This window comes from Methylacidiphilum sp. Yel (assembly GCF_004421185.1).
In the GTDB taxonomy this organism is placed as follows: domain Bacteria; phylum Verrucomicrobiota; class Verrucomicrobiia; order Methylacidiphilales; family Methylacidiphilaceae; genus Methylacidiphilum.
Genome location: NZ_LXQB01000004.1, coordinates 24,187 through 40,316 on the forward strand (window position 1 = coordinate 24,187; position 16,130 = coordinate 40,316).

Below are 16,130 nucleotides of genomic sequence, written 5' to 3' on the forward strand. Positions count from 1 at the left end.
AGGATGTTTTCAAGTCTTTTAGAGGGATTTTGCCAACTGAGAAATTCGTGATGGAGCCTTGTGGGAACATTAAATTTTCGGGTAAAGCAGTAGGCTATGGTATTGGATTATCCAGTGATTTTCTAGAGTTTCCTTCTGCCGGTCTATTACTTTGGGGAAGCTTTCCTTTAATCGTTTCTATAGTAGAGACTTTGCCAGATTTCAATCCTAAAGATCTTTCTGTTTCTATAGGGCCGGTCAAACTTTTAAAAAACCCTGATAGATTTGTCATTGGGGAACATTTTTTATTTACTATTCAATCGACTCAAATCACTTTAGATTGTACCCAATTTATAGATAATAAGTTCCGATATTATCTTTATCAGTTAGTTTTACCCCATTTTGCTCAATTAATAGGCCGTCTTCTTTTTCTTCATGGCGGAGCTTTTGAGGTGGATTCGCAAGCCGTGGGCTTGGTGGCCAGCTCATCGGGAGGAAAGTCCACCTTACTTTCTGCTTTTCTAGACTTGGGATATAACCTAGTTGCAGATGATCGGATTGGTTTTGTTTTGGAAGCAGAAGAACCGTTGGTGGTGCCGTCTCATCCCTATCTTAGGAACTATCGAAAAGAAGAAGACATTGGAAAGCCAGTAAGAAAGATAGCAGAGAAGATACTTCCTCTTCAAACCATTTTTTTTCTGAGGTGGACAGAAAAAGAAGAACCTTTTATTGAAAAAGTTGAACCGGGGAAAGCTTTCCAAAATCTTTTTTTTAACAGTGTTTATTTTCCAGATGTAAAGATTCAGGCTAGGAAAATATTGGGATGGTTAGCGCAAATGAAGACCTATCGGCTTTATTTGCCGAAAGGAAAAATAGAAACATTGCCGCAGGTGTGCCATATGATTTTGTCCTTAATCTTTAATGGCAAAAGACAATAATGATAACTTATTCGGTCTTGGGAATAATGCTTAGGAAAAAATGCCCACTGGCCTGTGCGCATTGTATTACGGATTCTTCGCCACAGTCAGAGGGAATGCTTGAGGAGTCTTTTGTTTTATCTATCCTGGAAGAGGCAGTTGGACTAACCTCGGTGGTGAGTTTTACGGGTGGTGAAGCTTTTTTGAATAGCGAAATATTAATCCGGTGTATCCTTAAAGCCAAAGCCCTTGGCTTTGGAGTGACAGCTGTAACAGGCTGTGGATGGGTTCGAACCGAAAAACATGCTTTCTTAGTCATCGAAGCAGCTAAAAAAGCAGGCCTAGACAGGCTTTGTATCAGTTGGGATCAATATCATTTAGCTTTTAAAAACGGCTGGAAATTACAAGCGGTGGCGAAAGCAGCCTGGCAGTGGAAACTTCCTTTAGTCATTCGAACTGTCATTACCCCTGCTTCCCTCAATGGAAAGGATTTAGCTCTACCGGATTTAGGTGAAATCCAATATCAAATAGAAAAGATCCCTCTTATAAAGCTGGGTAGGGCCAACAACCTTCCAGAAGAAGACTTTTTTTGGGCATATTCGCCTCCGACAGGCCTATGCGGAGTGATCTTAGCACCGGTGGTTGAATATGATGGTAGGGTTTTTGCTTGTTGTGGGCCTTCTCATTATGCCAACCATCATTCGCCTTTGGTATTGGGTGATGCTAGGAGAAAATCTTTAAGAGAAATTTTGTTGAAAGCAAAGGAGGATCCAATCTTAGAAATCATTGCTCTGCTTGGCCCTTACGGACTATTCAGGATTCTAAAGGATAAGTTCCCTTTGATCAATATTCCTGAAAGGAGTCGTTATTCGAGCATCTGCGATCTTTGCCTGGATATTTTGAATGAGCAGCAGTTAGTGGAAAAGCTGCGGGGATATTTTATGGAAAAGGATGGTAAAAGTTTTTTAGTGGCTGCTAGGATGATGAGAAAATTCACCGAGGCGAACAAAAAAGAATGCCACTCTTGCGGCTCTTAAAAACGAGGTTGTCTATGGATGCTACTAGTTCTTGTGAAAAAGTGAAGGTCCCAGAGTGGATTAGTTATGAACAAATAGAAAATGAATTGATTCTTCTCAATACGCTAGATTGGAATTATTATCGGCTGGATGTCTATGGGACGGTTGTGTGGAAAAAACTGATCGACCATGGTGGAGATGTCAATGCATTAAAAAAATGGGTGCTTGAGCATTTCGAAGAGGATCCTTTTCAAATTCAAAACGACATAGATTGTTTAATCAAAACACTCATAGAAAAAAACCTTTTGGTAATAGACCAGAAAAAGGATCCTCTGGCTTAGTCTTTTCTTCCATAGAAATTGTTTTATTGCTTGTGATAATGGAAAGTGAAAACAATATATTGCTTTCTTTTTTTTCACTGCCTCCAGATGCCTTTTTTGAAAGACTTCTATCGTTCTCTGGCTCTTTTTCAAAACCGGAAGATCTTTTTGTAATTGTTAGTCAGTATTCTATTTTAAACATCGGCATAAAGGGCATGCGTATTGGGCGGCTTATTGGAGGTCGTTGGGAAATAGTCTGGTCTTCTTCCTTAGAGCCAAATCAGTGGGAAACTGATTACGAGATGAGAGTCTTTTTTATCCAATGGTTCAACAAAACCTTTTTAGAAAAGCACCCTTGTTATTTACCAAAGGCTCCCTCGGGCATAGACTTTAATCATCCACAACATGAAACACTTCAAGGCTACAATACGACAGGTCTCCATCATCTTTTCTTCCACCTGATGCTTGGAGATACTCCGTGGGGAGTCGTCCATTACTGGTTGGAAGAGACAAAAGTACTTGAACAAAGCTATAGATGGCTATCTTTGCTTAGTAGTACTCTGTGTGATTGCTTAAAGACGCTTGCTTTTGCTGGGAAACTTCTTTTTCAAAATTCCCAAGCTTCTTTTCCCAATGCCTCCGATGGACTCTATCTGAAATGTCTTGAAGAACTGGCTGTGGAAAACGATATAGAAAGAATAGAGTTTTTAGTTGTCAACTATGGGAGAGAAATCGCAGGTTGCGATCGAACCTGTCTTTTTGCTGTTCCCCTAACAAGCAAAGGTTTTTCTTTTTTAACCACTCAGGATTTTGAAAAAGCCAATGTGTTTGAACTCAAAGCGGTCAGTTCTCTTTCGAAAATCCATAAGCAATCCGATCAAGCACTTCTATTAAAAGAGGCTGGAATAGCCCTTTTCAAAGCTGCCAATCCTCATCATTTTCAAGACAAACCACCGAAGCAGCAAAGATCAGTTTTTGCTATGTTTTTTGATGAAGCACAAGCAATAGAAGAGCAGAAGATTACTTCGGTCGAAAGAAAGGACTATGGCCCGCTTCGGATTGGTTTTGCTATGAGGGAATCTGCAGCAAAGGAAAGGCCTTTGGCTATAATTCGTTATTTTCAGAATATTCCTATGAATTGGCTGGCTGCTTTTCTTTTGATGGATCAGCAACAAAGAATTTATGGGTTTATTTGCTGGGAGGGAAAGGAAAAAATCATTCCTAGTCTGGATTTATTTAGCCTCCTGCAAAAAATTGCTATTATTGGCGGTAAATGTGTGGCCAGAGCCTATTTTAAGCAGAAAAAATTTTGGATTTTCTCCAAAACGACAAGGAATCATCCTCTTTTAAATCCTTTGGTCTTTTATCCCTCTTTGCTTGCATTGATCCTAATTGTAGCTTTTTTCCCTCTACCAATGAAAATAAAGGGTAATGCGGTGTTAATTCCTTCTTATGAAATATCAGTTCCAGCCATGGTCTCAGCAAAAATCGAATCGATCCATGTCCAGATTGGAGACTATGTGAAGAAAGGGACACTGCTTATTCAGATGGATCCGACAAATATTCTTCTTAAGATAAAAGAAGTAGAACAGGATTACAAAAAAAATATCGCTGAAGCTGACCTTGCTCAAAATTTGAAGCAGGAAACAGCAATGCAGCTATCCAGGCTGAATGCCTTAAAATCACAAGCGATTTTAAAAAGTTTGTATAATGACTTTTATAACTGTTCTATTCGAGCCCCGATCGACGGAGTTGTCATGGGGCCAAGTAATTTAGTCTCCCGGAGAGGGGATATACCGCAAGTCGGAGAAATTCTAGTCCAACTAGCTGATCCGAGATATTGGAAAGTTAAGATTGCTTTAAGAGAACAAGATTTTATATATCTAGGAAGAGTGCTTGAAAGTAAAAAAGAGCCCCTTGGAGTGTCTTTTCGACTTGCTGCTGATCCAGCCAAAAGTTATAGACTTTTTTTAAGATCCATTTCCCAGTTTATTAGTGGGGTAGAGATCGAAGGAAAAAAATATGAATTTTCTTTGATCATTCCTTGGGAAGAGAAAAACATCGATCAGTTACTTTTGAAGAAAGGCCTGCGTGGTCAGGCGAAGGTTTATGTGGGGCTTAGGCCACTAGCCCATATAGCTTTACGTGATCTTATTGGATTTCTAAGGATTCATGTTTTTTTCTGGTAGAATCTCAGATTGTGTGTAGGGAAAAAAAGAGATCGACCAGAAGTTTATTTCTTTATAGAAAAGAAAGACTTAACTTAATGAAAAACATAACGAGAAAATGGATTGTATTTTCTCTGTTTTTTTGCTTCGTTTTTTTGCTTTGGTGGCAAATGGCTTTAAAAGGAGAGGATTTGTTTAAAGACACCCCTGAAGCCACACAGTCTGAATCCCTAGAGCCTCTACTAGAAGAAAAAGGTTCCTATCGAGCAGTGCTTCTTCCCATTGCGGATCTAAGGCTGAGTGCTAAGGCTTCTGGGATCCTCGAAAAGTTTTTTTTTGAAGAAGGAGCATATGTCAAAAAAGGCGATATCCTAGCACAGTTAAACAGTGAAGAAGACAAAGCAGAGATTGCAAGGGCTGAGGCAGAGATTGGAGTGCATGAAGCTGAGGTTGAAAAGGCAGAAGTGGAATTTAAAAGAATCGAAGCTCTCTACAAAGAAGAAATCGTTAGTCCTAAGCAATTTGAGGAGGCTAAATATAATTATCAGATGGCTCAAAATAAATTAAAAGAAGCTAGGGCTTTATTAATAACGGCTCAGAATCGGCTAGAATCTAAAATAGTTCGCTCACCTATCGAAGGAGTGTTTTTTAAAAAATTAAGGAATGAGGGAGAGTCCGTCGAAAGATTGGAACCAGTCGCTAGAGTGATCGATGTTTCAGAGCTTCAGATGGTGATTTATTGCGAATCAAAATACTTTGGGAAATTGCATCCCAAAGACACACTTTCTGTTAAATTGGTCGATGGACCTTTTGCTGGGAAAATGGTGGACACGACCGTTGTATATGTGGATCCCTTTCTTGACCCTGCCAGTGGGACTTTTAGAGTAAAATTGGTGATGCCTGCCTCAAAAGAAGTTGTTGCGGGAATTACTGCTGAGGTCGTAATACCCGAGGATAAAAAGGAATTCCCTTCTCATTCTCCGGCTATAGGCTTGAATGTGGGAGAAAAGATCCGATGAAAAAAGCCAGTATTTACTTAGAGGTTTTTTTTGAGTTTACTATTTTTCTTATTCAAAATCCTTTTTCTTCTCTAGAAGTCAGAAGGATAGGGGGAAAACTTCAATTTTACTGCTACAAAAACTAGTTGCATTCATTTTTTCTCAACAATTAAATGTCAATAGAAAAAGAATCGACTAGGAAAGATGTCATTCGAATGGTTTTGGATGCTAAGTCTGATGGTGTTTTTGCACCCAAAACAATTGATCAGCAAGCAGGTATAAAGAAGACAGCCATGATAAGACACCTATTACTGAAAAGAGGATTTGCGGAAGCCAGAGATAATTAATAATAAGGCCCCTCTCTTGCTAAGTAGACATTTGTATTAGGGGTCAGCTTTCGAGAGATTAATTGATTTTTACGATGAGTTTAGGAGAGTTCAGTCAGCAGTCAACGACAAAAGAAAAAATTGTTCCTTATAGATTAAGAACCGATCTAATTTTTCAGAAACAAAATTTTGGTAACAAAACCTACTATATTGTCAAAGACCCCTTGGGACTTTCCTATTATAGGTTCCCTCCTCAGGAAGCTTTTCTTGCCACCCTTTTCGATGGGAAAAGAACAACAGAAGAAATAGCTGAAATTTTTAATGCTCACTGGCCGCATCGAAGGATTAATCCAGCAGAAGTGTTGCGATTTGCTTCGATTCTTAGTCGAAGGAATCTGACAATATTGCCAGTAAACCAATGGATGGATCAACTCCCCAGAAAAACTTCTTCTTTTCTTCATCAGCTAAGCAAAATTTTTGTAAGGATTTTTTTCATCAAATTTCCCCTTGTTCGTCCTTCTTCTTGGCTTGACAGGATTGTTCATCGTCTTTGGTGGTTATGGTCTTTTCAAGGGGTAGTGCTAACCGTTTGTTTTTGGCTTTTAACTCTTCTTTTTCTTTTTTTCCATCGCTCTACTTTTATAACCAATCAGATCCAGTTTTTTTCTCCGCAAAATATATTCTTACTTTATTTAGCCATAGTCATTGACAAGAGCCTTCATGAGTTTGGACATGCGACGACATGCCGGCGATTTGGAGGAGAGATTCATGAGATGGGTGTAGGCTTATTCTTTTTTATTCCAGTAGGGTATGTGGATGCTTCAGATAGCTGGGTGATTCCGGATAAGAAAGCGAGGATTTTTGTTAGCTTGGCTGGAGTTTATACAGAGTTGATTGTTGCCTCTATAGCCAGTTATTTTTGGGTTTTTCTTCCCTTAGGTCTAGCAAAAAATCTTGCCTTTAACCTTATGGTTACTGCTAGTGTGACGACCCTTTTTTTTAATTTCAATCCTTTGATGAAGTTTGATGGCTATTATGCATTAGTTGATCTGCTTGAAATACCAAATCTTCGGGAGAAATCTTTTGTGTATTGCACAGCAAAACTCCAGGAATGGCTTTTAGGATATAAAGATCCATCTAATCAAGGGAAAAAAAATGAGGCCAAAAAGGAATGGATCTTTTTTGGTTATTCCATTCTGGCTACTGTCTATATGGCTTATCTTTGTCATTCCATAGGCCAAGTTGTTAGAAATTTTCTTACGCCGATAGGCTTGGAAAGAATAGGCGAATTTTTAGGATTTTCTTTAGAGATTGCTTTTGTAATGGCTATTTTATTAAGGATTTTCTTTCAACCCCTCTTGATGATCACTAAAGCCAAAGGCATAAAAAAGAACGCCAGCAAGCTCCAATGGGTTGCCATAGGAGGGATTGCTTTGGGCATACTTTGTATGGTCCCTGTAAGAGAAAAGGTCCAAACGGTGGGAGTGATTCGATCAGATTTCGGACAAAATGTAGCCAGTCCAGATGGCGGTCTTGTCCAGGAGATATGGGTCTATAGTGGTGAACAAGTAAAACCAGGTCAACCGCTATTGAAACTAAGAAATGACAAAGTTGAGACTGAGACGCAGCTTGCAAGACTTGATTTAGCCTTGAAAATGGTTGGGTTCTCAAACAAAAGAACATTTCAACAAAAGGATGAAGAGGCCTCTAAATCCAAAGAAATTCAAGTAATGAAAACTCGTTACGATTATTTTTTGAAAAAGAAAGAACAGCTTTTTCTCCGCTCATCTGTTGATGGCATCATTGTTAGTCCGAATGTGGAATCTTTGAAAGGAAGATATTTTAAAGCCGGAGAAACCATTCTCAAAATTAGGGACATGCATCATTTTTCCTTTGTAGCACCCCTGAATCAATCCCAATCTAGGATCGTCTATCCTGGGGCTGAGGTCAAAGGAATATGGATTAGCACAAAAAAAATATTTCATAGTCATGTTGCTCATGTGAGCCAAAAAATGGCAGAAGTCTCTGAATTTGATCCTGGTCATCTTATTCCTTTTGGAGGAAAAGTTCCGCTAATTCCTTCGAGTATAAAAAAAGAATATGAAAAAAATCCTTTTTATTTTGCCTATATTCCTGTGGAAAGTCCTTCTCAATTTATGGTGGAAGGATTGAGGGCCAAACTTGTGATTAAAGGTAGAAAAACGATACTTGGCAAAAAAATCTACCGGTTTTTGACTGCTCTTCTTTTTAATAAATCTGAAGAATAGATTGATAGATCCCAATCAGAAGACATCGCAACTGTTGCTTGCTTTAAACTCCAATTGGATTTGATTGCTCCTCATATCGGTGGTCCACTCCTGCAGCTTCAAATCACAGGCTCATTACATTGCCATCCATGGTAGTGGGAAAAAGCCTGCCTTATCAATAAAACTAATAGTGCCTCTGGAAAATATAGACGCCTTCTTGATGCATCTGTTATACAACCACTCTCTTGTCCTGCATTGGGAGAAAGGACACCAAAGGAAGGCTTTGTAAAACAGCATGCTGCTATGTATCCTTAAGTACCATGACTAAGGGCAATCAACACTAAAAAAGAGGATAATACACTATATGGTATAAGGAATAGGAAAAATTCTGCAGAGTCATTTTTTTAATTTCTAATAGGCTTTGGTCCAAGTTTTGCTTTAAGAAAAAAAATGGGAGTACCAATGCCTCAGATTTCTCAAGCAAATGGAGAAAAGGATAAGCGATTTGATTTTCAGAATTATAGAAAACTACTTTTAGATGGCCCAGATGAATCCTTAGATCCAAGGGGGAAACCGAAAAAAGAATATAAAGCTCTGTGGGAGCTTATCCTTTCACCGGTTGGAAGGGATAGATTACTCAGTGCACAGAATGCAGCAAATGAGAGGTTACGGCAGCTTGGTGTTTACTTTGTACTAAAAAACGCCAAAGAGAAAATCGAAAAAAGAATTTTCCCTTTTGATATTCTTCCAAGACTGATCCTCAAAAGTGAATGGGACAAGATCCAAAGAGGACTTATTCAAAGAACAGTGGCCTTGAATCTATTTATAGAAGATGTTTATGGAAAGCAACGGATTCTAAAAGAAAAGGGTGTTGACCAAGCACTTGTCTTAAGCTCTTTAGGTTATCTTCCTCAAATGATCGGAGTGAAAGTGCCAAGGGGCATCTACGCTGCGATTTGTGGCTATGATCTGATCAGGGACGAAAATGGAAATTTTCTCGTACTCGAAGATAATCTTAGGATCCCAAGTGGAGCTGCCTATATGCTCAATTGCAGAAAAGTTTTAAAGGAAAGCTGTCCTTTTTTCTTTGATCTTCTCAAAAAACCTTTGCCTATAGAATCTTATCCCACAGTACTTTTAAAAACCCTTTTCGATCTTCATCCTTCTGAGGATTCTCAAGAACCAGTTGCAGCGGTTCTGACTCCAGGTCCTTATAATTCTGCCTATTTTGAACATGCATTCTTGGCAAATCAGATGGGAATTCCACTTGTTGAGCCCAAAGATCTTATTGTTGAAAATGCAACTCTTTATTTAAAATCTAAGAGCCATAAAAAAAGGATATCGATTCTTTATAGACGCATCGAAGAAAGCTTCTTGGATCCTGTCGCATTTCGGCCGGATTCATTGATAGGAGTAAAAGGACTCTTTGGCTCTTTTATAGAAGGTCGACTTAGTTTGATCAATGCCCCCGGTTGTGGCATCGGAGATGATAAAGCCATCTACCCGTATGTTCCAAAAATGATCCGTTATTATCTAAATGAAGAACCCATCCTTAGGGACATTGAAACCTATTCATGTGTGGATCCCAAGCAACAGGCTTTCGTAGTGGACAACCTTGAGAGGTTGGTTGTCAAGGAAGTCAATCAATCCGGAGGATTCGGTATGCTCATTGGACCGGTAAGTTCTTCTAAAACGCGAGAAGAATTTAAAAAAGGAATTCTAGCCCATCCCCGAAATTATATTGCCCAGCCCCTGATCCATTTCTCGAAACTACCTTGTATAAGTGGTTCGGGAATTGAACCACGAAGGGTTGATTTGCGTCCCTTTGTCTTAATGGGCAAAGAACCAAGGGTTGTCCCTGGAGGTTTGACACGAGTAGCTATAAGCTGGGATTCTTTTATAGTCAATTCTTCTCAAGGAGGGGGAAGCAAAGATACATGGATCATTGAAGAGGAGGGATGGTAAAGCTTATGATTGATCATCGCCTAGAAAATATTTATTGGATGACCAGATACATGGAAAGAGCCTTATTTAGTTTGAATATAGGTAAAAGCTATCTGGGATATGGTTTGGAAGCAAGTCAAGAAAAATGGAACTATTGTTGGCAAAGAATCAAAAAAGGAATGCGGAAGCTTAACGAAGCCAATCCCACTTTTTTCCTAAACAAGGACAACCCTTCTTTTGAGGAGTGGGAAGCTTTTCTAAATTCGCTCTTTCTTTTAGACCTGTTTCCCTCGGATCGTAGGCGAAAAGCAAGGCTGCAAAATTTCCAATTTTTTCAATGTATTCACCTATTCTTAACCATGCCCAGAGTTCATCCTCTTCGAAAAGGTAGCATTCCAGCTGAGCAAACAAGAGCATTTTTTCAATAGTCGATGTAATCAATGGATAATGAGAAGGTTGCAGACTCGAAGTGACTGTGGTCGAAGAAAGAAGAAAATAGCCTCGTTTAGTTGCTCCCAAAGCGCCACAGGAAGAATATCTCTCAAAATTTTCGCGTTTTCTCTGGCTGAAAACAGGGAAGACAATGCAGATAAGGGATTCTCGCAGTCAAACAAAAGAAAAAACAGGTACACAGTTGATCAGATCGCTTCTTTTATATTAATTGCTAACAAGTATCCCTATTCGATTCTATCACAATTGGAAAAACTTATGGACTGTTTTGGAATAATCTCCCAAAAGTGGATACTAGAGATGGCTCAATCAACAACCAAAGAGCTTTTGGGAAAAATTGTTGATTCTTGCCAGAAAGAACTTTCATCAGAAGACAAAAAAAAAAATTGTTTCTAGAAATTCAAATCGCATGCAATTCGATCCATCAACACCTTTTGTCAGCTTTTTGTTAAGAACGTTGCACAATTTTTTTTATTTTTTCTTTTTAAATTTTTCAAAGCAACTGCTTAACAATAATAAACATTTCAAACTGTGATCATTTGGAAAAATATTTTGAAGAACGTAGCTTTCCTTGATGAAGAGAGCTTAGAAAAAGCCCAGCAATCTCTATCTCTTTATTTTAAACTGAACGGGATCTGTCCTTCTCCATATGAAGAGAACCTAGATTATTGTATTGATCCATGGCCTATGGTGCTATCTGTGGATGATTGGATGGAGATTCGAGTAGGAGTGGAACAGAGGATGTCGGCTTGGCGAAGGTTTTTAAAAGACCTTTACTTTGAAAAATCGATTTTTAAAGATAAAGTCATTCCCTTTGAACCTTTTCTTTCTTCCGACCAATATAGGCGTGAATGCGTGGGTTTAGAACCTCCTGGTGGAGAATATTTCTACATTTATTCCTGTGAAGTAGCAAAAGAAGAAAATGGGAAATGGGTTGTATTGAGAGACGAAATGGAACAGCCCCGCAACCTCATGCTTTCAGAAGAAATTAGGAAAGGACTCAAAGAGGCTTTGCCGCAGCTATTTGAGGGTTTGGAAATTATGCCTTTAACTGGTCTTCCCGAGAGGATGCTAGAAGCTTCTAGCCAGAATCTATCAGATGATAATAATTCTCAGATAGCAATTGTGGCAGCTACGGCTGAGGATTGGGAAGCAGCGATATTGGCTAGAAGGATGGGCATTCCAATGTTTTTACCCTCTGATCTTGTTGTTTTGCAAGGAAAGCTTTATGCGAAAACGTTAAGTGGACTTGAACCGATTAACATTCTTTTTCGAAGACTCCCTGATTGTTTGCTTGATCCAATTGCAACCCGTTGTGGGGCGCAAGAAGGGATAGCTGGGCTTTTCTGGTGTCTGCGTAAAGCAACTCTTAGACTCATCAATGCAGCTGGGTGCGGGGTTACTACCGATCCACTCCTTCAATCTTATGGCTCGAAAATGATCCGATATTATTTGGGAGAAAAACCGCTGCTCAATTCTTTGCCTACTTATCCAGCTTATGATCCTGATGTCTTTTCTCTATTTCTGGACAGCTTGCAAGATTATTTCCTAAAAGACAGGAATGGACATAGTGTAGCTTTAGAAAAGCTACTTGGAAAGGATGATAAGACAATTTCTCGATTTGATTGTAGATCCTTGGTCATTCAAAAAAAGCCTCGGTTGAAGAAATTCCCTTCTTTTTATCGTACTACCCTTTCACATAAACCGGCTGCTTTGGTCCTTTTTGGTGTTGTTAAAAATGGGAAGCCTGAGTTGCTGCCAATTATGTTTGGAAAAGTTATTGCAGATATGACATTTCAGGACAAAAATCAGTTAGCTTTCTATAAAGACATCTGGCTTTTACAGGAAAATTCTTGGACTTTTCCAAATGTAAATGCATGTGTCAATGTTTCTGTGAGAAGTCGCATTGCTCCTTTAAGCCGAGTAGCTGAATCGATGTACTGGATGGGACGATATCTGACTAGAAGCATGCAACTTAACCACATGCTACTGACAGTTCGATCCTTTGGAGATGAGGCAATGAAAGGAGAGAGTGAGGACGCTTTTCAAAATCTTTTCTCAGAAGTCCTCGGTTATTTTGTAATTCTTTCTACTTCTTTTCATTCAATAGGATCTAAAGATTTTTCGACACTTTTTTCATCTTTCTTTACTGGAACAGATTGGTACGATTCAGTGGTCAGCTGTATATCGAAATGTTATGAAAATGGAAGAAAAATTCGTGACTCCCTTCCTCCTGAAGTTTGGGTTGCCCTCAGCTCACTCTTTTTTAGCCTTCAAACTCAACCTCATGTAAAATCGTCTATTAATTATGATCAAAGCTTAAACGAATTTTCTATAGGATCAGACAGACTCCTTGCTATCATTAATGAACATCTTCTGCGCAACGAGCTTTGGAAGTTTTTTCAGATTGGAACATTTTACGAAAAAGGAAAGTTTACTCTTCATTTAATCAAACTGTGTACAAAGATCACAGAAAAAAAGGAGGCTTTGTTCCGAGGGTTTTTCCTTCAGGTTGTCATGGAATGGATACTTAAGCTTACATCGGCCTTATATGCTTACAGAAGTCTTTATCATTATCCCTTTTCTCCAAAGAATCTCATCGAACTTCTTCTCTTTGATAGGCAATTCCCTCGTTCAATCTCTTTTTGTTTGAGACAGATCGAAGCGATGCTTCAATTCACTGAAAGGATTCAAAATATCTCACAAAAACCCCTTTCATTTGTTCGGTATATGGTGGCAAAATTGAAGCGATGGGCGGATGAAATTGGTTCAAACCAAGAGAAAGACATAGAAAACATTATCCAATTTAAACAGAAGATTGGAGAGATAGAAAAGGAATTTTATGAATTTCATTCTCTCCTTTCTGATGAGTATCTGACCCATCAATCGACCTATGAACATGTGGCCGTGGATGAAGGAAAATATGTAACTGATTGATCATTCCCAATGAAATTTTCTATATCCCATAGGACCGAATACGTGTATACAGCAGCTGCACTGGAATCATTTTCTGAACTAAGATGCCATCCACAAAATTGCATTCGACAAACGGTTTTAAGCCACGAAATGATACTTTCGCCTTCTGTGCCTATTTATTTTTATACCGATTATTTTGGGAATAAGACCTCATTTTTTAGTATTCCTTTTAAACATAACCGATTAATCGTTGAGACCAAAAGCATCGTTCTAACCCATCCGTATCCAGATCCCCTTGGGGGTGTTAATCTTAGCGTTAGTGAAGCATTGATTATTTATGGCTTTGAAAGATTTGAACTGTTTGATTTTCTGCTGCCATCAAAATATATTTCTCTGCTTTCGGAAACAAAAGAACTCAGCTCAAAGATCTTTCAAAGAGAGAAACCATTGATTGAGGCATTGCTCGAACTGAACCAATTCATACATCAATTTCTTTCCTATGCACCTGGAACAACTGATATTTCTACCTCTGTATCCGATCTGTTGAAACTGAGAAAGGGAGTTTGTCAGGACTATAGCCATCTGATGATTGCTGTCCTTCGTTCTACGGGGATTCCAGCTCGATATGTAAGTGGATATATAGAGCCAATCAAAGAAGAATCTTCTCTAAAACAACCAATTGGGGTGGCAACGCATGCTTGGGTCGAAGTCTATCTACCTAATAAGAAATGGGTTGGATTCGATCCCACAAACAATACGGTTGAAGGAGAATATCATATTCAAATAGCTGTCGGTAGAGACTATGATGATGTGGCTCCGCTACGTGGGATCTTCAAAGGGTATCATGGGCAGGAGTTGAATGTTGCCATTCAAGTGGAAAGGGTTTGAGAGTATTGTGGAACAATCAGTGCGGCTGGATTGGTTGAATTCTTTTCGGCAAGAAAAAAAATGTAAAAATTGGCTGCAAAACTCTTTAATTATTAGAAAATTCTTTGCATTGTAGTTCAGATGATGAATTTTTTTTTTCTTCTTAATTCTATGGATTGTTTTTAGTTGGTTTGATTTGCCTGTTGCTGCTTCTCCATCTTCTAATTCTGCTCAACCTGCGGATGTCTTCCCTAATGCCTCTTTGGAACCAGAAGATCTGATCGAATTTCCAAAGTTATCAAAACCTATTCAACTCCTCATTACAAAAGCTTTGGCTTTGACCCACCAAAACTTGACCTACCTTTATGGATCAGCCGATCCAAAGGAAGGAGGAATGGATTGTTCTGGCTTTATTTATTATCTTCTTAGCCAGATAGGATTAAAGGACGTTCCGCGAAGTGCTTCTCAAATCTATTCTTGGGTCAGAAAAGAAGGATTATTCAAGGCAGTGTTGAGTAATAACCAAGGAAGTTTTGAATTATCTGAACTGAAGCCTGGTGATCTTCTTTTCTGGATAGGAACTTATCCGACTGCTAATGATCCACCCATTACTCATGTCATGATTTATCTTGGCCACGAAAAACAAACGGGAGAACCGGTAATGGTTGGTTCAAGTGATGGGCGAACCTATCATGGAAAAAGAAGATGGGGAGTTAGTGTTTTTGATCTTTTTATGAAATTTGCAAATCCTCATTATCATCTGAATGGTTCCACAAAGTTTATCGGCTATGGAAAAATTCCTGGGATAGAAACATTGGAAGAAAATTAGCTTAAAAAAAGGGGGAAAAGTCGTTTATATAAGCTAAAAAGACTCTAGAAAAGAAAAAAATATCTCATGGAAGTATTATGAAAGCACATCATTAAACTATAATAATAGAAGATCGCGTATTGCTCCTATCATTTTTGCGGTTGTGTGAATCCATAAGTATCTTTTAAATTCCAAAGTTAACTTATAAGGAAGAGAGGAATGTTTAAAAAAAGAAAGGTTGATGGAGAAATTAGAGAATCTTGAAAACAAATTACGAACTGCCCTAAAGTATCCTAATGTAATTAATGTAATATTTCCAGTTCTGAAAAAAAAGACCGTTTATCATCTTGGGTTGCAAAGTCAATGTATTATCAATGTATTATTAATCATTATCATGCCAAGCAACACACGATGGCTTTCCCACATATCCGTAAGCCGTATTCAAATCCACAATAAATGTAAGGCAATGCTTGTGATATTTCTTTGCAAAAATGATTAAATCATACTTTTTCCTTGAGTATAATCATTGTTACAAAGTTGCATACATATCTTTTTTTGTTTTCTGCTGTTTTCAATCGGGCAGTTGCTACTCTATATAGTAAGCGTTTGCCTAACCCATGTTTGGTGAAACTTTTGTAATGTGCTGATTATCAACGAGCTTTTTTTTCAATGTGTCACTATGTGAGGGTTTTAGGAGTTATTTTTGGGTTTCCAAGGCTCCATGAAGCCAATTCGGAGGGCGGAAAGGATCCGGCCGCCCATGTTGGTTTCCCGCCGTGACTCCGCGGTGTTTGGTGCCAGCGATGTCTGCCTCGGGCGTCTTTGGACGGTGCGTAGGTGAGTCAGGACCTCTTCGGGGGAAAAGGGGAGTTTGGCTGCTTTAAGTTTTTTCTCCAATAGCCGGTCAAGCAAGAAGGCCAAGGCGGCGACAAAGCCATGGGCCTGGACGGGCTATCGGATCATGGGGATAGATCGGAGGCATCTCTAGGACATCTTTTAACTTCCTAAAGGCCCGCTCCACTTGGGTAAGCGCCTTCTAAGCGCAGACGGCCTCTACCGCGGAGAGATTTTTTTCTTGCCTCTAGGATCAGGTAGTTGCCTTAGGGAAGCTTTTGCTCTTCCAAAGGCTTTTTCGCCAGAACTGGAACCGACCGGAACGGAGGCTCCAGCGGAAA

General features: G+C 39.0%; 13 protein-coding genes. 11 read left to right on the forward strand and 2 right to left on the reverse strand.

From position 1 onward, the window contains the following. The first annotated feature begins 29 nt into the window (after positions 1-29). The 8 genes from A7Q09_RS00650 (at position 30) to A7Q09_RS00680 (ending at position 9,935) form a co-directional block, all read left to right on the forward strand. A complete protein-coding gene (locus A7Q09_RS00650; RefSeq protein WP_134389407.1) occupies positions 30-917 on the forward strand; it encodes a hypothetical protein in 888 nt (295 codons plus the stop codon). Further along, positions 917-1,933: a radical SAM/SPASM domain-containing protein gene (locus tag A7Q09_RS00655; protein ID WP_134389408.1), complete on the forward strand. Its 1,017-nt coding sequence runs from the start codon at positions 917-919 to the stop codon at positions 1,931-1,933. Before A7Q09_RS00650 ends, A7Q09_RS00655 begins: the two co-directional genes overlap by 1 nt. A 14-nt stretch (positions 1,934-1,947) precedes the next feature. Further along, entirely contained in the window at positions 1,948-2,253 is a 306-nt protein-coding gene (locus A7Q09_RS00660) for a PqqD family protein (RefSeq protein WP_134389409.1), read from the forward strand. A 38-nt stretch (positions 2,254-2,291) separates the two neighbouring features. Then, entirely contained in the window at positions 2,292-4,421 is a 2,130-nt protein-coding gene (locus tag A7Q09_RS00665) for an efflux RND transporter periplasmic adaptor subunit (protein WP_134389415.1), read from the forward strand. A gap of 77 nt (positions 4,422-4,498) precedes the next feature. Beyond that, positions 4,499-5,419, forward strand: coding sequence for an efflux RND transporter periplasmic adaptor subunit (locus tag A7Q09_RS00670; RefSeq protein WP_134389410.1), 921 nt, complete (start codon positions 4,499-4,501; stop codon positions 5,417-5,419). A gap of 152 nt (positions 5,420-5,571) precedes the next feature. Further along, the gene (locus A7Q09_RS10360; RefSeq protein WP_166791876.1) at positions 5,572-5,745 is read left to right on the forward strand and encodes a hypothetical protein; all 174 of its coding nucleotides are present in this window, start codon (positions 5,572-5,574) and stop codon (positions 5,743-5,745) included. Positions 5,746-5,819: 74 nt separating this feature from the next. Continuing rightward, positions 5,820-7,991, forward strand: a complete 2,172-nt coding sequence (locus A7Q09_RS00675; RefSeq protein WP_134389416.1) for a site-2 protease family protein — start codon at positions 5,820-5,822, stop codon at positions 7,989-7,991. A 429-nt stretch (positions 7,992-8,420) separates the two neighbouring features. After that, positions 8,421-9,935 (forward strand): circularly permuted type 2 ATP-grasp protein, encoded by a 1,515-nt coding sequence (locus A7Q09_RS00680; RefSeq protein WP_134389411.1) that lies wholly within the window; start codon positions 8,421-8,423, stop codon positions 9,933-9,935. 168 nt (positions 9,936-10,103) lie between these two features. On the opposite strand, the gene A7Q09_RS10365 is transcribed toward A7Q09_RS00680, so the two are convergent. Continuing rightward, positions 10,104-10,433 carry a hypothetical protein gene (locus A7Q09_RS10365; RefSeq protein ID WP_166791873.1) on the reverse strand — a complete coding sequence of 110 codons (330 nt, stop codon included), beginning with the start codon at positions 10,431-10,433 and terminating at the stop codon, positions 10,104-10,106. Next, complete coding sequence (locus A7Q09_RS11385; protein ID WP_134389412.1) at positions 10,352-10,546, reverse strand: alpha-E domain-containing protein; 195 nt, start codon at positions 10,544-10,546, stop codon at positions 10,352-10,354. The genes A7Q09_RS10365 and A7Q09_RS11385 overlap by 82 nt, the downstream gene beginning before the upstream one ends. Positions 10,547-10,895: 349 nt before the next feature. Here A7Q09_RS11385 and A7Q09_RS00695 point away from each other — a divergent pair, with 349 nt between their 5' ends. The 3 genes from A7Q09_RS00695 (at position 10,896) to A7Q09_RS00705 (ending at position 14,976) form a co-directional block, all read left to right on the forward strand. Continuing rightward, the gene (locus A7Q09_RS00695) at positions 10,896-13,301 is read left to right on the forward strand and encodes a circularly permuted type 2 ATP-grasp protein (protein ID WP_244228430.1); all 2,406 of its coding nucleotides are present in this window, start codon (positions 10,896-10,898) and stop codon (positions 13,299-13,301) included. Positions 13,302-13,310: 9 nt separating this feature from the next. Beyond that, positions 13,311-14,168, forward strand: a complete 858-nt coding sequence (locus A7Q09_RS00700) for a transglutaminase family protein (protein ID WP_134389413.1) — start codon at positions 13,311-13,313, stop codon at positions 14,166-14,168. Between the two features lie 175 nt (positions 14,169-14,343). Continuing rightward, positions 14,344-14,976: a C40 family peptidase gene (locus A7Q09_RS00705; protein WP_244228431.1), complete on the forward strand. Its 633-nt coding sequence runs from the start codon at positions 14,344-14,346 to the stop codon at positions 14,974-14,976. Positions 14,977-16,130 lie beyond the last annotated feature (1,154 nt).